At 45.2% G+C, this 17428-nt stretch carries 20 protein-coding genes; 8 read left to right on the top strand and 12 right to left on the bottom strand.

Annotated elements, in window-relative coordinates; translation table 11 throughout:
• Window position 1: 1 nt before the first annotated feature.
• The gene (locus tag A9237_RS23045; RefSeq protein WP_039988421.1) at window positions 2–538 is read right to left on the bottom strand and encodes a hypothetical protein; all 537 of its coding nucleotides are present in this window, start codon (window positions 536–538) and stop codon (window positions 2–4) included.
• Window positions 535–1302, bottom strand: a complete 768-nt coding sequence (locus A9237_RS23050) for an SURF1 family protein (RefSeq protein WP_078609784.1) — start codon at window positions 1300–1302, stop codon at window positions 535–537. The genes A9237_RS23045 and A9237_RS23050 overlap by 4 nt, the downstream gene beginning before the upstream one ends.
• Between A9237_RS23050 and A9237_RS23055 the strand changes: the two genes are divergently transcribed.
• Complete coding sequence (locus A9237_RS23055) at window positions 1301–1537, top strand: DUF2909 family protein (protein WP_005425979.1); 237 nt, start codon at window positions 1301–1303, stop codon at window positions 1535–1537. The two genes, A9237_RS23050 and A9237_RS23055, sit on opposite strands and share 2 nt — an antisense overlap.
• Before the next feature lie 2 nt (window positions 1538–1539).
• Here the strand turns inward: A9237_RS23055 and A9237_RS23060 are convergent, their stop codons facing one another.
• From A9237_RS23060 to coxB, 4 genes are read right to left on the bottom strand one after another with little or no spacing between them, the layout of a single operon-like run.
• Window positions 1540–2424 (bottom strand): cytochrome c oxidase subunit 3, encoded by an 885-nt coding sequence (locus A9237_RS23060; RefSeq protein ID WP_078609785.1) that lies wholly within the window; start codon window positions 2422–2424, stop codon window positions 1540–1542.
• 11 nt (window positions 2425–2435) lie between these two features.
• Complete coding sequence (locus A9237_RS23065; RefSeq protein ID WP_078609786.1) at window positions 2436–3041, bottom strand: cytochrome c oxidase assembly protein; 606 nt, start codon at window positions 3039–3041, stop codon at window positions 2436–2438.
• A 21-nt stretch (window positions 3042–3062) separates the two neighbouring features.
• A complete protein-coding gene (gene ctaD, locus A9237_RS23070; protein WP_039841460.1) occupies window positions 3063–4703 on the bottom strand; it encodes a cytochrome c oxidase subunit I in 1641 nt (546 codons plus the stop codon).
• Window positions 4700–5863: a cytochrome c oxidase subunit II gene (coxB, locus tag A9237_RS23075; RefSeq protein WP_005435571.1), complete on the bottom strand. Its 1164-nt coding sequence runs from the start codon at window positions 5861–5863 to the stop codon at window positions 4700–4702. The genes ctaD and coxB overlap by 4 nt, the downstream gene beginning before the upstream one ends.
• A 329-nt stretch (window positions 5864–6192) precedes the next feature.
• Here coxB and A9237_RS23080 point away from each other — a divergent pair, with 329 nt between their 5' ends.
• Window positions 6193–7887 carry a phospho-sugar mutase gene (locus tag A9237_RS23080; RefSeq protein WP_078609787.1) on the top strand — a complete coding sequence of 565 codons (1695 nt, stop codon included), beginning with the start codon at window positions 6193–6195 and terminating at the stop codon, window positions 7885–7887.
• Between the two features lie 101 nt (window positions 7888–7988).
• Here the strand turns inward: A9237_RS23080 and A9237_RS23085 are convergent, their stop codons facing one another.
• A complete protein-coding gene (locus A9237_RS23085) occupies window positions 7989–8408 on the bottom strand; it encodes a GNAT family N-acetyltransferase (protein WP_045419111.1) in 420 nt (139 codons plus the stop codon).
• An 88-nt stretch (window positions 8409–8496) separates the two neighbouring features.
• Window positions 8497–9129, bottom strand: coding sequence for a LysE family translocator (locus A9237_RS23090; protein WP_039840307.1), 633 nt, complete (start codon window positions 9127–9129; stop codon window positions 8497–8499).
• A 250-nt stretch (window positions 9130–9379) separates the two neighbouring features.
• Here A9237_RS23090 and A9237_RS23095 point away from each other — a divergent pair, with 250 nt between their 5' ends.
• The 3 genes from A9237_RS23095 (at window position 9380) to A9237_RS23105 (ending at window position 11330) form a co-directional block, all read left to right on the top strand.
• Window positions 9380–10207 carry an AraC family transcriptional regulator gene (locus A9237_RS23095; protein ID WP_078609788.1) on the top strand — a complete coding sequence of 276 codons (828 nt, stop codon included), beginning with the start codon at window positions 9380–9382 and terminating at the stop codon, window positions 10205–10207.
• Between the two features lie 71 nt (window positions 10208–10278).
• Window positions 10279–11022 carry an AzlC family ABC transporter permease gene (locus A9237_RS23100; protein WP_078609789.1) on the top strand — a complete coding sequence of 248 codons (744 nt, stop codon included), beginning with the start codon at window positions 10279–10281 and terminating at the stop codon, window positions 11020–11022.
• Window positions 11019–11330: an AzlD domain-containing protein gene (locus tag A9237_RS23105; RefSeq protein WP_005435565.1), complete on the top strand. Its 312-nt coding sequence runs from the start codon at window positions 11019–11021 to the stop codon at window positions 11328–11330. Before A9237_RS23100 ends, A9237_RS23105 begins: the two co-directional genes overlap by 4 nt.
• 8 nt (window positions 11331–11338) lie before the next feature.
• On the opposite strand, the gene A9237_RS23110 is transcribed toward A9237_RS23105, so the two are convergent.
• On the bottom strand, window positions 11339–11953 hold the full coding sequence (locus tag A9237_RS23110; protein ID WP_078609790.1) for a fumarylacetoacetate hydrolase family protein: 615 nt from the start codon (window positions 11951–11953) through the stop codon (window positions 11339–11341).
• A gap of 206 nt (window positions 11954–12159) precedes the next feature.
• Window positions 12160–13185: a porin gene (locus A9237_RS23115; RefSeq protein WP_009706167.1), complete on the bottom strand. Its 1026-nt coding sequence runs from the start codon at window positions 13183–13185 to the stop codon at window positions 12160–12162.
• A gap of 568 nt (window positions 13186–13753) precedes the next feature.
• Here A9237_RS23115 and A9237_RS23125 point away from each other — a divergent pair.
• From A9237_RS23125 to A9237_RS23135, 3 genes are all read left to right on the top strand, one after another.
• Window positions 13754–14722 (top strand): porin, encoded by a 969-nt coding sequence (locus A9237_RS23125; protein WP_078609792.1) that lies wholly within the window; start codon window positions 13754–13756, stop codon window positions 14720–14722.
• A 405-nt stretch (window positions 14723–15127) separates the two neighbouring features.
• Window positions 15128–15967, top strand: coding sequence for a DMT family transporter (locus A9237_RS23130; RefSeq protein ID WP_078609793.1), 840 nt, complete (start codon window positions 15128–15130; stop codon window positions 15965–15967).
• A 62-nt stretch (window positions 15968–16029) separates the two neighbouring features.
• Window positions 16030–16644, top strand: coding sequence for a glutaredoxin domain-containing protein (locus A9237_RS23135; protein WP_078609794.1), 615 nt, complete (start codon window positions 16030–16032; stop codon window positions 16642–16644).
• Between the two features lie 67 nt (window positions 16645–16711).
• Here the strand turns inward: A9237_RS23135 and A9237_RS27595 are convergent, their stop codons facing one another.
• Entirely contained in the window at window positions 16712–16846 is a 135-nt protein-coding gene (locus A9237_RS27595) for a hypothetical protein (protein ID WP_009706169.1), read from the bottom strand.
• A 134-nt stretch (window positions 16847–16980) separates the two neighbouring features.
• Window positions 16981–17328: a hypothetical protein gene (locus A9237_RS23140; protein WP_005435558.1), complete on the bottom strand. Its 348-nt coding sequence runs from the start codon at window positions 17326–17328 to the stop codon at window positions 16981–16983.
• Window positions 17329–17428: the final 100 nt, after the last annotated feature.

The raw sequence follows: 17428 nt of genomic DNA on the forward strand, positions 1-17428 counted from the left end.
CCTAACCTACACGTGATAGCTTCAATAGTTTTCGTAGATCCGCCAAAACGTCTTTACTTAGTTGCACCAAATCCTCGTTGGCTTCCGGTGTATACGCCATCACAAGCTGTCCTAACGGATCAACGATCAGCATTTGGCCTGCTTGTACTTTTTCCGACAACGAATCATTCATTTGCATCACCATCATCGTTTCGCTCGTACTTGCTGACTGCTTTGATGTCCAGATAACGGGGACGACTCGCTCTTGGTATTTGCCCAACGCAATATGACTCTGCTGCATGAGGTGAAGTTGTTGCTGACACTGTTCTTGGCAATCAGAAGGCAACACATAAGCCAGTTGCCACCCTTTTTCACTCAGAGGCGATGTCTGCCCCAATTGTTCAAATGTGGTGTAAGGCTCCACCAACTCACCTCTATTGGTGACACCTGTTTCGTACCAACCTTGACTAAGCACTACTTTGGCAATAACTGCTGGGAGAGCGAAAAGGACAATTAGCGACAACAGTACAATTCTTCCTCTCGTAACTGCAGATGTCATACCTCACCTCCTTGTGAGCGTGAACTTTTGAACCATCGAATGAAGATCATCACAGTGATAAGCAGAAATACGCCCGCCATAGCAAACCATTGAAAGGAGTAACCAAAATGCTTAGCACTGGTTAATGGCAAAGGATTCCATGGAAAAGAATACGGCCATCGGACTAAATTATCTGGCTGAACAACGGTTGGCATTAATTCGACATTGAGTAACTGGCTCAGTTGATTAATGTTGAGGTTTTGCACGCGTATCGTATCGCCAACTTCTGCCATTAAGTCAGAACTTAAAGGGTTCATCGATTTACGATATAAACGCCCAGTAACCTCGTAAGGAGCTTGTAAAGTTTCCACTTTAGGTAACACAGAGCGTGAAGCTTCCCCTTTGACAAACCCTAACTCTAGGAGGGTCAATGTGGTTGGGTCTTGTGTCAAGGAAACGACTTGAAACGCTAAATACCCCACTGCCCCTTCATACGTCTGGTTATCTAAAAGGATGACCGGAAGTGCCTCCGGAGTCACATTGGCTTTCACCTTAATGCCAATCACACTCTCCTCACGCCAATCATTGTTCTCCAGTACAGTGCGTATATCCTGATAAGACGCATTCGCTCTTGCCAAAATAGCTTGTTCTAAAAGCTGCTTTTCGTTACCGCGTTCGAGCTGCCAGAAGCCCAGTTTGACCAATAGAGAAAACACGACCACAGTTAAACAAACAGCAATCCAAACCCATTTCGATAACATCAAAAACGAAACCGGAGGTGCCATGTCCACCGTATTTCTGTTCAAATTAACGCTTGTCCTTTTGCTGCTTTTCATCATCTTTAACCTCGCAAAAGCGCTTATCGAAATGGTTCGCGAAGACCCAGAGGACTCATCGAAAAAAGGCAAACCAATGAGCCATTATCTCGGTCGTCGTGTCATGTTTTCTGCGTTAGTCGTGATACTCCTTCTGATTGCTCTAGGGGCTGGCTGGATCGCCCCTAACCCTCGCCCTTACTAGTTTTACAGGACATAAACAAAAACAAATAAACACAGCCAAACCACATCTACAAAGTGCCAATACCAGCTACCCGCTTGGAACGCAAAATGGTTTTTAGGTGAAAAGTGATCCTTGGCGATGCGAAACAGCAATACGATGAGGAAAATCGTACCGAGGCACACGTGCAAACCATGGAAGCCAGTGAGCATAAAGAAGGTATTGCCATAAACGCCCGATTGCAGTGTCAGCCCAATATCTTGATAGGCGTGCGCATACTCGACCGCTTGGTAATAGAGGAAGAAACCCGCTAAGACTATGGTGATCTCCAACCAGACAATGAGCGCCGTTCGCTTATCTTGTTCTAAGCTGATGTGTGCCATATGTAACGTAATCGAAGACAATAGCAACAAAATCGTATTGGTTAATGGAATGCCTTGCCACGGCATTGCTTGGGTCGTATCACCACCCGGCGTGGTAGTGAGTGGCCATATCGCCTCGAAAGCTGGCCACAACACTTCATGAGTCATGGCATTGTTATCTGCGCCACCTAACCAAGGCACAGAAATCATTCTTGCGTAGAACAGAGCACCAAAGAACGCACCAAAGAACATGATTTCTGAAAAGATGAACCAGCTCATCCCTTGCCGAAATGAACGAGTAATTTGCGCGCTGTACTTTCCGGTAAGGGATTCGGTGATAACGTTGCTGAACCACCCGGCCAACATGTAAAGTAAAAACAGCATACCAACCGCAAGAATAATGCCGCCTAGCGTCCCAACCGCACCGTCATTTTGAGTGCCTTGAACGGTCATTCCAGCACCGACAGCGACAAGGAATAACGCAAATGCCCCTACAATAGGCCAACTGCTTTGTGCGGGAACATAATAGGTGTCAGGCTTGTTACTCATGAGTTCTCTCCTTACAGACGCGCTTTGGTTTGAGGCGTTAAGGTCTGTTTCTCACTCCCTGAGAGGCTAGCTGTCGAAGACTGGCCCGATTGAGGAGGAAATTTGTAGAGTGTGTAAGACAAGGTCAATGTATGAATTGAATCCGGCACGTCAGGTTCAATGTAGAAAATCAAAGGCATACTCGCTTGTTGCTTACCTTCCAATGGTTGTTGGTTAAAGCAAAAACACTCGATCTTATTGAAGTAAGCCGCACCAGTACCCGGCGATACGGAGGGCACAGCTTGACCTACTAAATTTTCACCGCTTTGATTAAAAGCAAGATACTCCGTTTGAATCACTTCGCCAGGGTGAACATCCATGGACACAACTTTTGGTTTGAATTCCCAAGGCATGTCTGGACTGACGTGCGCCATAAATTCCACACGAATCGTTCTACTGATGTCCGCTTGCATGCCTGTTGGTTGAATCGCTGCGACCTCACTGGTTTTTCCGTTAATGCCCAATGCATCGCACATAATGTCGTAGAGTGGTACTAAGGCAAAACCGAAGCCAAACATCATTGCTGTCGCTAACAGCAACTTGATAGTGAGTTTCTTATTGGACGAATTACCTTGCATCTCGCTCACCTCACTCTTTTCTTAGTCGACTTTTGGCGGCGTTGTGAACGTGTGGTGTGGCGCTGGACTTGGTACTGTCCACTCTAGACCTTCTGCTCTCTCCCATGGCTTGGCTGGTGCTTTTTCACCACCACGGATGCATTTAATCACTAACCACAAAAAGATCAGTTGAGAGAGACCAAAGGCAAAGCCACCTATCGATACGATCTGGTTTATGTCCGCAAACTGGATGGCGTAATCAGGAATACGTCGTGGCATCCCAGCTAAGCCCAAGAAATGCATTGGGAAGAACAGTACATTAACCGAGATGATGGAACACCAGAAATGCCACAGACTCAGCTTGTGGTCATACATATTGCCCGTCCACTTCGGTAGCCAGTAATACGCGGCCGCCATAATCGAGAACACCGCACCAGATACCAAGACATAATGGAAATGCGCGACAACAAAGTACGTGTCGTGGTATTGGAAGTCCGCAGGCACAATTGCCAGCATCAAGCCTGAAAAGCCACCTATCGTAAATAGGACAATAAAGGCGATGGCAAATAACATCGGTGTCTCGAACGTCATTGCACCGCGCCACATGGTCGCCACCCAGTTAAAGACCTTCACCCCAGTCGGTACCGCAATCAGCATCGTGCAATACATAAAGAAGAGTTCAGCGAATACCGGCATCCCCGTGGTGAACATATGGTGTGCCCACACTAGGAAAGATAACAATGCAATACTGCAGGTCGCGTAAACCATCGAATGGTAACCGAACAACTTCTTGCCACTAAACGCCGGAATGATTGCCGAAACAATACCAAACGAAGGCAAGATCATGATGTACACCTCTGGGTGACCAAAGAACCAGAAAATGTGTTGGAACATCACCGGGTCACCGCCACCAGCGGCATCAAAGAAGCTGGTACCGAAGTATTTGTCGGTCAAAACCATGGTCACCGCACCGGCTAATACGGGCATCACAGCTATCAGTAAGAACGCCGTGATTAGCCAAGTCCAGACGAACATTGGCAACTTGAACCATGTCATACCTGGTGCACGCATGTTTACGATAGTCACGATGACGTTGATGGCACCCATGATGGAACTGATACCCATGATATGGACTGAGAAAACAAACAACGCCGTACTGTCAGGGCCGTAAGTTGTAGAAAGTGGCGCGTAGAAAGTCCACCCGAAATCAGGACCACCACCCGGTAAGAACAAAGAGCCGATCAAAATGAGAAAAGCAAAAGGTAAGATCCAAAAACTCAAGTTGTTCATTCGCGGTAACGCCATATCCGGCGCGCCAATCATCATTGGGATCATCCAGTTAGCTAAGCCAGTAAACGCAGGCATGACGGCACCAAATACCATCACCAGACCATGCACCGTCGTCATTTGGTTAAAGAACTGAGGGTCAACCAATTGCAAACCCGGTTGGAACAACTCAGCGCGAATGATCATCGCCATCGCACCGCCAGTGAGGAACATGGCAAAACTAAACCATAAATAAAGCGTACCGATGTCTTTATGACTGGTGGAATAAAGCCAACGCGCTAGCCCTTTTGGTGCGTGATGATGATCGTGGTCATCTTCAATCGCAATGGTGGTGTTTGCGGTAGTTTGCGCTTCTGCAGGAGCAGACTTCACCGCTTTTTCAATTGGCTTACTCATATTTCCTCCTTGGCACTTTCTTGTGCCTTAAAGGCGTTAACATCGGATGCTTGAACGGTATCGCCAGTGTCATTTCCCCAAGCATTACGTTGATAGGTAATTACAGCGGCAATTTCTTGATCGCTAAGTTGGTTAGCAAAAGCTTGCATCGCTGTCCCTGCACGACCGTTTACTAGTACATCGATGTGAGCAACAACTGGGCCTTTAGCTATTTCACTGCCTTTGATAGCCGGGAATGCGCCCGGAATGCCTTCACCGTTCGCTTGATGACACACGGCACAACGCGCGGTGTAAATCGACTCACCTTGTCCCATCAAGTCTTCCATTGAAAGGTCTTGTGTTAATGCTTCTTGTGCAGCCGCTTTTTGTAATGCAATTTCTTGTTTCTTGTCTGCCATCCATTGGTCGAAATCGTCTTCCGCCATCGCATGAACGACAACCGGCATGAAACCATGTGCTCGACCACAAAGCTCTGCACACTGACCGCGATACACACCCGGTTCGTCAATCTTGGTCCAAGCTTCATTGATAAAGCCTGGAATCGTATCTTTCTTAACTGCGAAATCAGGCACCCACCAAGAGTGGATTACGTCATCAGACGTCATTAAGAAACGAACTTTACGATTGATTGGTAAAACGAGCGGGTTGTCCACTTCGAGTAAGTAGTGCGCCCCTTTCGCTTCGATGCCATCAATTTCTTTCTGGCTGGTAGCAAGTAGGCTGAAGAATTCGACGTCCTCTCCGAAATAGCTGTAATGCCACTTCCATTGGGAGCCTGTGATCTTCACAGTGAGGTCTGATTGACTGGTATCCTCCATCGCCACCAACGTTTTTGTGGCAGGAATCGCCATGGCAATGAGGATAATGACGGGGATGATGGTCCAGATAATCTCCACTTTGGTGCTTTCATGGAAATTGGCCGCAACTGCCCCTTTTGACTTGCGGTGTCGGAAGATGGAATAGAACATCACACCAAACACTACGAAGGCGATGGCACAACAGATGTAGAAGATCAGCATATGTAATTCATACACTTGCTCACTGATCCCTGTGACACCTCTCGTCATGTTGTAATCGTTTTGCTCTGACCAACTGTACGAAGAAAATGTGATAAAAATCACATTCGTTAATAAGGCTAGAGTAGTCGCTAATCTTTTCAAAAGATCTCTCCTCTGCTCAGCCGCTGCGCTTGCGCGAGCTTCCTTGTTTCCCGATGCAAATATCGAACAAATTTACAAAAAATCACAAAAACTACGATTTCAATGCACTTTGTTATATTTATGTTAAAAGGCTAGTTATAGTTCAATAGTTCTTCAAGAAATAAAATGTGAATAAATTCTGTACAGAGAGAAAAATAAATTCGGTTTATCGATTGCCCTCTTTGAAATGTAATTGAGAACCATTTACATTAATAAAAAGAAAACATTGGGACACTTTCCTGATAAAAGTGTCTAAACAAGTAGGCTCCCCCTGCTAAGGAAAGATGAATATGACAACACAAATTACTCAATGGCTAGCACGAGATCCTGACCCAAAAACTCGTGAAGAGCTTCAGCACCTAGTCGATGCGAATAACGAACAAGAACTGACAGATCGATTTGGCTCACGCTTAGCATTTGGTACGGCAGGTCTGCGCGGTAAAGTTGGTGCTGGTCCAAATCGCATGAACCGTTTGGTGATTCAAGAAACAGCAACTGGTCTCGGTCACTATCTGATTGAACAAGTGAAAGACGCATCGTCTCGTGGTGTTGTTATTGGTTACGATGGTCGCCCAGATTCACAACAGTTCGCACACGATACAACTTCCGTACTTACTGCTTTAGGCATCAAGGTTTACCTAACCTATAAAGTCGCGGCAACACCAATTGTTGCTTTCGGTGTTCGTGAGTTAAATGCAGCTGCTGCTGTGGTGGTTACCGCAAGCCACAACCCGCCTGAGTACAACGGCTTTAAAGTGTATTGGGAAAATGGCGCACAGATTATCCCACCCCACGATTCTGGTATTGCAGCAAAAATCGATGAAGCAACAACAGAACCGCTTCCTCTGATGTCACTGGACGATGCGAAAGAAAAAGGTTTGTTAGTTTGGCTCGAAGACGAGTACTACCAAACATACCGCAAAACAATGAACGACAATGCCTTGCTAACACCGGACAGCAACACAGATATCTCGATTGTTTACACAGCAATGCACGGTGTCGGTGCGGACATGGCAGAAACGTTACTCGCAGACGCTGGCTTTAAAAAAGTCGCAAGCGTTCCAGAACAGCGTGAACCGGACGGCACGTTCCCTACCGTAAACTTCCCGAACCCTGAAGAAGCGGGTGCAATGGACATGGTGATGGCGCTAGGTAAATCTGTCGATGCTGACATTGCTTGCGCTAACGATCCTGATGCAGACCGTTTTGCTGTGGCTGTAAAGCGTCCAGATGGCGAATACCAGATGCTAACGGGTGACCAAGTGGGCTCATTGTTTGGTGATTACTTACTGCAAGCTCAACCAAACGCGCTTGTTGGGAATACCATTGTGTCTTCTCGACTATTGAGCAGCATTGCTAAAGCACACGGCGCAGAATACTACCAAACGTTAACTGGCTTTAAATGGCTAACCAACGTAGCAATGACGCAAGAGACGGAAGCGAATCCGTTCCTGTTTGCTTACGAAGAAGCACTAGGCTACACCGTTGGCAATAAGGTTTGGGATAAAGATGGCCTGTCAGCGCTGGTCGCTTTCTCTCAATTGACAGGTAAATTGAAAGCACAAGGCAAAACGCTGTGGGATAAGTTAGAAGAATTGTACCGCCAACACGGTTTCTACTTCAACGCGCAACGCAGCATTGCGCTTGACCCTAAATCACCACCAATCGGTGACAAGCTTCGCGCAAACCCACCGACAGAGATCGCGGGTAAACGTATCGAAGTGATCGAAGATCTGAAGTCATCACTTCGCTTTGTGACCGATGGTCCAACAGAAGCGATTGACTTGCCTGCAAGTGACGTATTGGTTTACCACCTAGAAGACAAATCACGCGTGATTGTTCGCCCTTCAGGTACTGAACCGAAGTTGAAGTGTTACTACGAAGTGATCAGCGACTTCCCAGCAGAGATGGATTACGCGCAAGCTAACCAAGCAGCAGAAGCGAAGATGAACGCATTGATCGAAGCACATCAACAAAGCTTGTAATTCGGGTTTGATACATCGATTCTGTAACAACAGCAAATAACAAATCGCAAATAGTAAAAGAGGCGCATCGAGCGCCTCTTTTTTATTTAATTCAAACCCAATCAAGCAATCTGTTTTTGCAGGAAATGTTTATCAATGCCTGCTGCTGGGTAACCTGAATACTGCCCTACTTTTTCAAAACCCAATTTCAAGTAAAAATCGAGCGCTTGAAAGCTATAAGTATCGAGGTACAAATGCGTTACTCCACGCGGTTTCACTTGTTCTTCCAGTAGAGAAATCAGTTTGCTTCCCAATCCCGAAGTGCGTGCCTCTGCATCTACCCAAAGATATTCAACGAACACGGTGTTATTGAACATCTCTCCCGTGAGTCCACCAATCACTTTGCCCTCGTCATTACGGGCAAAACAACCAATGGCATTTACATCACCATCCGGTAAATGCATGCGGTTATATGCTCGGATGCCATCACGGATAAAATCGAGATCGTTTTGTTCTGGGTTGAGTTTAAATTCAAGTTTCATACTGCCACTCCTTGGAAATCAGTGTGATACTAAAACAAAAAGCCAGCGAGTGCTGGCTTTTGTTTAAAAATCTGATTGTTCCTACACACTACATCGCGAAGCTACTGAGCATCCACACCGCAAGGATCACGAACACCAAGCCCATTAGCTTACCTTGGTACATGCGGAATTTATCGTTTTCCAATAACCCTTTACCTAATGTCCCCGCCAAGGCAACCAGCAAGATATTGAATAGCAAACCTAATACGTTTAGCAGCAAACCAAGTGCGAGCATTTGCTCACCCGACGATGCGGTAATGTTGCTAGAGACAAACTGAGGTAAAAACATCACGAAGAACACTAAGGCTTTCGGGTTCAGCAGGTTACTCATCAAAGCACGTTGATAGTAAGTCGATGCCATTTTGTTTTTTTGGTCAAGTTCCGGGGCAGCAGATACATCCGCTCGTAGACAATCCCAGCCCATTTTTAGTAGGTACGCGCCCCCTAGTAGATGAAGCACTTTTAACGCGACTGGACTCATCGCAATCAAGGTCGACACGCCCATTGCGGCCAATAAGGTTAAGATCACGCCGGACGTCGCGTTGCCCAAGCTCGCAAACAGACCAACTTTCTTACCATAGCTCATGCTAGAACTGGCAATCAGCAACATGTCAGGTCCAGGTAACAAAAGAAGTGCAACAACAGCAGTGAGATAAACAGGGAGTACAGATAAATCGATCATGGTGGAACTGGCTTTCTAAAACAGGCGGCGGATCTTATACCAATGAATAGATAACAACCAGACCAAATATCTAACCAAGGAGTAAAATTCAGAAAATAGAAAAGGTTTAATGTTCAATTTAAAAACAATTAACCTTTTTGGTGTTTATTTTTAATACCGATAGCAATTTTGTACAAAAATAAGCAGGATGGATCCGGTAGACTCCAAATGATGTGATGCCACGATTAATGCTTGAGCAGTTCGGAACGAGATGAAAGAAAAGAATAAGGAAATCGCGACTTTTAAAATTGCTCAAGAGCTCGGTGGTTTGGAGCTGCTCGACGCAAAGTACGAAAAACAGAATTTCTCTCGCCATAGCCATGAAGGCTACACCATCGGTGTGATTGAAAAAGGCGCGCAACAGTTCTTTCGTACTGGCGGCAACCACATCGCACCGCAAGACAGTATCATTCTTGTAAACGCTGACGAGGTGCATAATGGTCATTCAGCATCAGAAGGTGGCTGGGAATACAAAGCCATGTATCCAGTACCTGAGCAGTTTCAAACGCTTGGGGAAGAACTTGGCGCACCCAATGTCGCACAGCCCTACTTCCCCCAACCCGTGGTTTACGATCCAGAGCTCGCAAACCAACTGCGGTTGGTGTTCGATACTCTAGAGAAGTCCGATAACCGCTTATTAAGAGAGACACTTGTCTACGGTACGTTGGTCAAACTTGCCAGCAAGCACAGTACACATCGAGCCCCTCTTCAAGATGCGACCAAAGCGCAAAAGCAAGTACATCAGGTCAAAGAGTTTCTTGAAGACTTTCCTCAAGCCGATGTCTCTTTAGAAGAACTGGCGAAATTAGCGGGATTAAGTCCTTTTCATTTGTTGCGTGAGTTTCAAAAGCAGTTTGGTTTCCCACCGCACGCGTTTCAGATTCAACAGAGGCTCAGAATGGCGAAAAAACTGCTCAAGCTAGGACAAAAGATTTCTGATGTTGCTCAAGAGTGTGGCTTTCACGATCAAAGCCATTTGCATCGTCACTTTAAAAAAGCCATGGGCGTAACGCCTGGGCAGTACATCAAGCATTGTTAGCAATTTTGTACAAGGCAGCGTGCTGAGGTCAGCCTACCTTAACAGCATGTTTTTCTATTTAAGTTGAAGTTATGGATACTACTTTGCCAACTCATCAAGACTCAAAATCCTCACTCTTTTTACAAGGCACCATCGCAATGATGCCATTGAGCATCGCTGTATTGCCTTGGGGATTACTAGCCGGCTCATTTGCCATCGATACTGGCTTACACCCTTTGGAAGGTCAGGCGCTTTCCGCCATTTTGTTTGCAGGCTCCGCACAGCTCGTGGCTATGGGGATGATTAAAGCAGGCGCTGGCTTGACGACTATGTTGCTGACTACCTTTTTTATTACCTCTCGCCATTTTCTTTATAGCGTTTCAATGCGCAGTAAAATTTCGCTATTGCCATTAAAGTGGCGTCTTTCACTTGGCTTTTTACTCACTGATGAGCTGTTTGCCATCGTCGGGCACCAATCCGATAAACAATTTGATCGATGGTACGCCCTAGGCGCTGGATTAAGCTTTTATCTCTTCTGGAACTTCGCAACGCTTGCTGGCATCGTTGCCGGCAGTTTGATACCTGAATTGAATGAGCTCGGATTGGAATTTGCCGTTGCTGCCACCTTTATCGCGATTGTGGTGCCAACGATAAAAAGCATTCCCGTGTTATGCAGTGTGTTGGTGGCATTAGTTAGCTCAGTGGCGCTGAACTACTACCAAGTGGAAGGGAGCTTGATGTTCGCGAGCATTCTCGCCATGTTAACGGGCTATTTTGTAGAACAATTTACGACGAAAGCACCAAACATTGAGAATACACCGAAGGAGCGCCAATGATCTTTTTGTCTATCTTAGCCATGACAGCCTTGGTGTTCACCAGCCGTTATCTGTTCTTAGAACCGAAATTACCGCTTAGGTTGGGGGTAAGAACTCAGAAAGTATTGAGCTACGCAAGCCCTGCAGTACTCACCGCAATTTGGGCTCCAATTGTGTTTATGCCAGAGGGTGAACTTAGCGTCACATGGCAAAATCCATTCCTATTGGCAGCTCTATTAGCTGCTGCGATTGCGTACCTCACCAAGAATGTCTTGCTCACCACCATAGTAAGTATGGTCGCGTTCTTATTGCTTCGAATTTGGTTGTAAGCTCACGACTAAGCAGCTACCCACTCAATCTCTAACAAGGTGATGTCTCCACACTTCAAACGCCCAAGGAAGACATCGCCTTGATGCACTTCTCCCACGCCCTTTGGTGTGCCTGTCATCACGAGATCGCCATCTTCTAGTGTTGTATAGCTCTTCAGCTCATCGAGAATACTAACTGGTGGGTAAAGCATCTGTTTAACGTGCCCTTTTTGAACATGAACACAGTTAATCAAAAGCTCTAAGTTGAGATCGTCTATATCGACACCTTGAAGAGAGTGGAATCGACTGAATACCGCTGAGCCGTCAAACGCTTTGGCGCGCTCCCAAGGTAACCCTTTTTCTTTGAGGGTAGATTGTAAGCCGCGTTTGGTCAGATCTAAGCCGAGCCCAACCGCACTGTATTGACCATTTTTGATCACAAAACAGATTTCTGCTTCGTAATGCAAAGGCTCTTGATGGAATGCGATGAGTTTGGTTGAAACGGAAGTCGCCGGTTTATTAAACACAACCATTTGTTCTGGCATGGCATTATTAAGCTCTTGAATATGCTCAACGTAGTTACGTCCAACACACAGAACTTTACCAACTTTGACTTTCTTCTCTTCAACCTGAATGACGCTCATTGCTCTTCCCTGCAAAACAAAACGCACATGATAATCTAACTGATTGACTTGCCCACACTAGTTCCCACTCTGGAATGTTAAAAACAAGACATTCAGCCCGTTTTTCTCTTGCACTCTTCAAGGCGAAACTCTTTCGTTTATCAAACACTAGATATGAAAAAAGCCAGCACGAAGCTGGCTTTCATAGTAACTAGGACAGGTTACTATTATAGGTAGTAACGAGCACCAAGTGCCCATTTGTCGTCTGTTTTACGATCGTTAGCATCGTTTAGGTCGAACTGGTAACCAGCGTAACCAACAAACTTAGAAGTGAAGTTGTATTCAGCTTGAACAGCCATCTCTTCACGTGCAGTTTCAGTTTTGCTGCGGTTAAACTCTTTACCTTCAACCATTTCGTAGTTGATGCTTAGGTTTAGGCTGCTTGGTAGAGCGTATGCTAGTAGTGCTTCGTACGCATCACTTTCTACAAGGCGAGCGCCGTTTGTGCCAAAGTTCATGTTCTCGTTTGAACCGTAAACTGCTGCAACGTATAGGCCTTGACCGTATGAACCGTATGCCGCAGATACTAGGTGAGATTCAGCAGATTGCTTGCCTACAAAGTTTGCTTGTTGGATATCACCACCGTTGTAGGTGTAACCGATTTTCGCGCCCATGATTGCGTAAGAAAGTGCAACTTGCATACGATCATCGTATTCAGCGCCGTCTTCTTTAGCACCTTGCCAACCTAGACCGAAGTTGATTGCACCAGCTTCACCTAGCTCGATTGCGTTGCGGTAAGAAAGCATCTTGTCCGCACGACCAGTACCTAGAGCACCGTGGTCATCGTAGATAAAGTCGTTCGCAAACGCGATTGGCATATCAGCAACACCAGCTACGTCGTAGTAAGGTGCCCATTGAGTACCACCAACTGCACGGCCGTATACGTCGTGAGTTAGACCTAGGTAGCCAAGACGAGTTGTGAAAGAGTTGTCGCCACCGTCTAGGTAGTTAAGAGCCCACTCACCACGAGCGTCAGCTGTGAAGCCGTTGCCTAGGTCTTGAGTTGCTGTGAAGTTGATACGTGGAGAGTTAGTACCTACATCTGTGTCGCCTTGCTCAGAACCGTTTAGGTTAACTGAAACGTGGCCACCGATAGAGAAAGTAGTGCCGTCGTTGTTGTAAAGCTCCACTGCTACTGCTTGTGTACCAAATGTTGCTGCTGCGATCGCTGCTGCTAGGAATTTTTTGTTCATTATAAAATCCGTGTATTTATGCATTAGTTTATAAGTCAGTCTTATACAAAAGTGGATTGGGGCATCTCTTCCACCAATGTCGCGTCACTTTTGCTTAACAACTGCTAATCAATGTATTTCAGAAGTTCCCAAGAGCAGAGTGAAAAGATGTAATAAAAAAGAAAAATGGCAAACGTTTAGCTCGAATCAATACACAAATTTGGAAAACAACACCTAAAAACAGAAACATTTTGTTACACCTATGAAGAAACACCAAACATAAGTTATTGTTAAACGGTCAGATAGTCGAATATTTAAGAAACCCAATGTTACATTTCGGGTAAAGAAATATGATTAGGAACTTTTTTAAAAACACACTGTCAATTAGGTAAGACAGAAACATCAAAAAAGATAAAAAGCCCTTTCCTCTTATTTTCATGAATAGGAGCTCATTCATGCATTTGAAATAAAAATGCAATGGAATCATAACTTAACAGAAATCTATCTTTCATTTTCGCGGTTTACCTTAAGCGTCATCGACACAAATCGAGCAAGTAAGCTCATCGATTACAACTAGGGTAATAAGAAAATGAAAAAGGCAGCACTAACTACTGCAGTTCTAACAGCATTGGTATCATCACCATCTTTCGCAGCAACAGTTTACAAAGACGACGGCACTGAATTAAAAGTTGGTGGTCGTGTTGAATTTCGTGGTGACTTCATCGGTTCAGACGGTGCTGAAATCGATGGCTCTATGGAAGATGCATCACGTGCACGTCTAAACCTAAAAGGTAAGACAGACATCGGTAACGGTCTTTCCGCTTTTGGTGTTTACGAAGCGGAACAAAAAACAGGTAAAAGCGAGTTTAAAAACCGTTACATGTACGCTGGTGTGAGTGCTGATGCAGGTGATTTTTCGGTAGGTCGCCAAGACATGGCTGCTGTTATCATCTCTGATATGACGGATATCACTGAGTTCTCAGGAGTTCAACAAGTTATTGATTCATCTTCTGATAAGCAAGACAGCGTATTCGCTTACCGTGGCGAATTTGATGCTCTACAAGTTCAAGCAACTTACCAAGCTAACTCTGGTGACAACCAAGACAAATACGGCATCTCTGGCCTTTACTCTCTACCAATGGGTCTAGACCTAGGTCTTGCTTACTCTGGTGGCGATGTAGATAAAGATAACTCAGAAGACCAAATTCTTGGTGGTATCGCTTACTCTCTAGAAAACCTTTACCTTGCAGGTACATACTCACAAGGTGCACTAGATGATTCTGAAGACTTCACCGCTTACGAAATTGCAGCAAGCTACAAACTAGCAAGCAAGTTCACTGTTGTTGGTCTTTACACATACCAAGAAAACGATCCAAATGGTGGCGCAAAATACGATGCTCTTGATGGTTTTGAGCTAGTTGGTTACTACAAGCTTAACAGCAACTTCCGTACTTACCTTTCTTACTACATGAACCAACTCGACGAAGAGAAGGATGCAGAAGGTAAAGTGATTCAAGGCGAAGACACACTACGTCTAGGCGTACGTTACGACTTCTAATAAAAACTTGTCCTAATAGCGAGTCTTTTGGCCGGCACTATTGTGTCGGCTTTTTTGATCGCATTAACTAACAAAGAACTTGCCCTCTTTTAATGCACCAAATCCCGAAGTTAGTGCATTTCCTCTAGTTACTCTCAGGCAACACCACTCTAGCCCTTTAAAATCAATAGATTAAAAGTTGGCACACTAGCTGCAACACTTAGATCGAGCAAATGCATGGCAGCGTTTGTGCTTCTCGTTCTTTGTACCTACTTCGGTAGGCACGTCCTTTGAATTGGTAATGTCGCCTCCCTCTGGGAGGCATTTTTTTATTGGCTACCCACAGATTAGGACGTATGATTCTGATAATTCTTAAAAACCGGAAATATCCAATTGAATCATCATCCTGTCCAAGGGGCATCTTGGATGCTTACCGCAGGTTTGGCATTCGCCATCGTCAATAGTTTTGCTCAAATTGCGAGCATTCACTTTGGTGTGTCATCCACCACATTTGCACTGTTTCAATACGCAATAGCTTTCTTTGCTATCTTGCCGTATCTACGAACATTAGGAATTCGTCAGTCTCTACGTACTAACCACTTTGGGTGGCACGCTTTGCGCATCTTCTTGGCGGTTATCGGTATCCAGCTCTGGTTGTGGGCGCTCGCTTACCCAGTGCCAATTTGGCAAGGTATCGCGTTGCTAATGACCTCCCCTCTTTTTGCTACCGTTGGCTCAGGCCTGATTCTTAAAGAGAAAGTGGGAGTCGCTCGTTGGATTGCGACACTAACAGGTTTTATTGGCGCGATGATCATCCTTGAGCCATGGTCAGACTCCTTTACATGGGCAACCTTGCTTCCTGTTGGCGCAGCGTTTTTCTGGGCTTCTTATTCTTTAATGGTGAAGAAACTATCAGTGAACGATCCACCTTCCACTATGGTGGTTTATCTGCTTCTACTGATCACACCATTTAATATCTTGCTCGCCGTTCCGACTTTCGCAATGCCAGAAGGTTGGAGTATCTGGGGGATTTTGGTTGCTGCAGGTGTACTGACTGCTCTTGCACAGTGGGCGGTTGTTAAAGCTTATGCCGTAGCGGACGCCTCTTTTGTACAACCCTTTGACCATGCAAAGTTACCACTTAACGTGTTCGCTGGCTGGTTAGTGTTTAACTGGGTTCCACCGGGTCGACTATGGCTTGGTGCCGCAATCATTATCGGCTCGATTGCTTTCATTACTCATTGGGAAGCAAAAAAAAGAAAGTAATTTGAAAGAAATATTTGGGTTTTGGGTTCTATATTTTCAGGAAAGGAAATGAGGAGCATCTTATGACACAGCCAATCAAAATTACATTGTATCGTTGGGCAGGCAGCTGGGGACCGTTTAAAGTAAACATCCCATGTGGCGAATGCACACTAACAAAAGACATTCTTGCAGATACGTTTGAGAACGAATTAGCAGACGTACCTGTTGAGCTTGAAGTGAAAGATTGGTTGTCTCACTGGTGGGAACCGTTGAAGCTTGGTGCTTGGCACGCCCCTATCCTAGTTGTTGAAGGCAAAGTCGTCAGCCAAGGGGAAGCGCTAAACAGAGGTGTGCTTGTCCAGTCTGTTATTGCTGAATGGACCAAACGAGACCAACTCCAAGGCAACATCGTTTATGGTAAAGCGACCTGCCCTTACTGCGTAAAAGCCAAAAAGCTGCTTAATGAAGCGGGAGTGGAATACAAATACCATGACGTTGTAAAAGACAGTGCAGCACTTTATCGCATGATCCCAGAAGTAAAAGCGATCATCGGAGAGAAAACTCCAGTCACTGTCCCACAAATTTGGTTGGATGGTCAGTACATCGGAGGCGCCGATAACTTGGAAAAGTGGTTAGCGGAAAAGGGATTGGATAGTGTGCCAGATAACGTGGTTGAGATCCCAAGCCAAACAGCTTAGAGCTCCGAATTCAAAAACCGATACCTAGAATGCAAAAAGCCCCGACATGATGTCGGGGCTTTTCTTATTAATTCGCTAGCTTTTTCATAACGCGAGCAAACATAGAAGGCTTTTTCTTCTTCGCTTTACCGTAAAGCGCTTTGTGCATCGCATCTTTGGCAATCATTTGGCCAAAGTAAACACCACCAAGTTCGTAACCCATGACCTTCTCCTAAGAAGTAATTGACTGGTTTATGTTGTAATTTTACACCATAAAAACCACAAAACAAGACTTGGGTCACAATTATTTTGTAATTTACTTACAGAATTTTTTATCCTAGCGAATCAGAACGATAATTAACGCTTAGGCTGTTGGTACGTTTTACCTGCTGCTTTGTACGTGTCTTTTGGTTTGATCTCAAAGAAAGTCTCAAAGAACCAAGCTGCGAATTTGATCAGGTGATCACCTTCATTCATTACATGTTCAACGAATTCTTTCTCTTCACCCGATTCATCGGCTTGAACCGTGATGTGGTAGATACGTTTTTCGCCTTCTACTTCAGCAAGACCAAATTGACCAGTCAGTGATTCAGCCGCTTGCGCTACTTCCTCTTCCTCACACGCTTTTAATAGCTCTAGCGCTTGAGGCAGGTTTTCTTTTTGACAGATTTCTTTTAGCAGTGCTTCAAATTCGTTTTGTTGCATGATTTCACCTAACGATTAACGGGTGTTGTCGAACGCTCACTTCCATAAGCCAAGTGTAGGTAACGACACAATAATTGGTTGCGCATTTTAGAGAGGAGCT

This window comes from Vibrio owensii, from assembly GCF_002021755.1.
GTDB lineage: Bacteria > Pseudomonadota > Gammaproteobacteria > Enterobacterales > Vibrionaceae > Vibrio > Vibrio owensii.

Excerpts from the sequence above, each read along its gene's own strand:
- A9237_RS23095 (WP_078609788.1), top strand. The coding sequence starts at position 9,380 with ATGAAAGAAAAGAATAAGGAAATCGCGACTTTTAAAATTGCTCAAGAG.
- A9237_RS23060 (WP_078609785.1), bottom strand. The coding sequence starts at position 2,424 with ATGAGTAACAAGCCTGACACCTATTATGTTCCCGCACAAAGCAGTTGG.
- A9237_RS23090 (WP_039840307.1), bottom strand. The coding sequence starts at position 9,129 with ATGATCGATTTATCTGTACTCCCTGTTTATCTCACTGCTGTTGTTGCA.
- A9237_RS23115 (WP_009706167.1), bottom strand. The coding sequence starts at position 13,185 with ATGAACAAAAAATTCCTAGCAGCAGCGATCGCAGCAGCAACATTTGGT.
- A9237_RS23110 (WP_078609790.1), bottom strand. The coding sequence starts at position 11,953 with ATGAGCGTCATTCAGGTTGAAGAGAAGAAAGTCAAAGTTGGTAAAGTT.
- A9237_RS23130 (WP_078609793.1), top strand. The coding sequence starts at position 15,128 with ATGCTTACCGCAGGTTTGGCATTCGCCATCGTCAATAGTTTTGCTCAA.
- A9237_RS23135 (WP_078609794.1), top strand. The coding sequence starts at position 16,030 with ATGACACAGCCAATCAAAATTACATTGTATCGTTGGGCAGGCAGCTGG.
- ctaD (WP_039841460.1), bottom strand. The coding sequence starts at position 4,703 with ATGAGTAAGCCAATTGAAAAAGCGGTGAAGTCTGCTCCTGCAGAAGCG.
- A9237_RS23055 (WP_005425979.1), top strand. The coding sequence starts at position 1,301 with ATGTCCACCGTATTTCTGTTCAAATTAACGCTTGTCCTTTTGCTGCTT.
- A9237_RS23100 (WP_078609789.1), top strand. The coding sequence starts at position 10,279 with ATGGATACTACTTTGCCAACTCATCAAGACTCAAAATCCTCACTCTTT.
- A9237_RS23085 (WP_045419111.1), bottom strand. The coding sequence starts at position 8,408 with ATGAAACTTGAATTTAAACTCAACCCAGAACAAAACGATCTCGATTTT.
- A9237_RS23125 (WP_078609792.1), top strand. The coding sequence starts at position 13,754 with ATGAAAAAGGCAGCACTAACTACTGCAGTTCTAACAGCATTGGTATCA.
- A9237_RS23050 (WP_078609784.1), bottom strand. The coding sequence starts at position 1,302 with ATGGCACCTCCGGTTTCGTTTTTGATGTTATCGAAATGGGTTTGGATT.
- A9237_RS23080 (WP_078609787.1), top strand. The coding sequence starts at position 6,193 with ATGACAACACAAATTACTCAATGGCTAGCACGAGATCCTGACCCAAAA.
- A9237_RS23045 (WP_039988421.1), bottom strand. The coding sequence starts at position 538 with ATGACATCTGCAGTTACGAGAGGAAGAATTGTACTGTTGTCGCTAATT.
- A9237_RS23065 (WP_078609786.1), bottom strand. The coding sequence starts at position 3,041 with ATGCAAGGTAATTCGTCCAATAAGAAACTCACTATCAAGTTGCTGTTA.
- A9237_RS23105 (WP_005435565.1), top strand. The coding sequence starts at position 11,019 with ATGATCTTTTTGTCTATCTTAGCCATGACAGCCTTGGTGTTCACCAGC.
- A9237_RS23140 (WP_005435558.1), bottom strand. The coding sequence starts at position 17,328 with ATGCAACAAAACGAATTTGAAGCACTGCTAAAAGAAATCTGTCAAAAA.
- A9237_RS27595 (WP_009706169.1), bottom strand. The coding sequence starts at position 16,846 with ATGGGTTACGAACTTGGTGGTGTTTACTTTGGCCAAATGATTGCCAAA.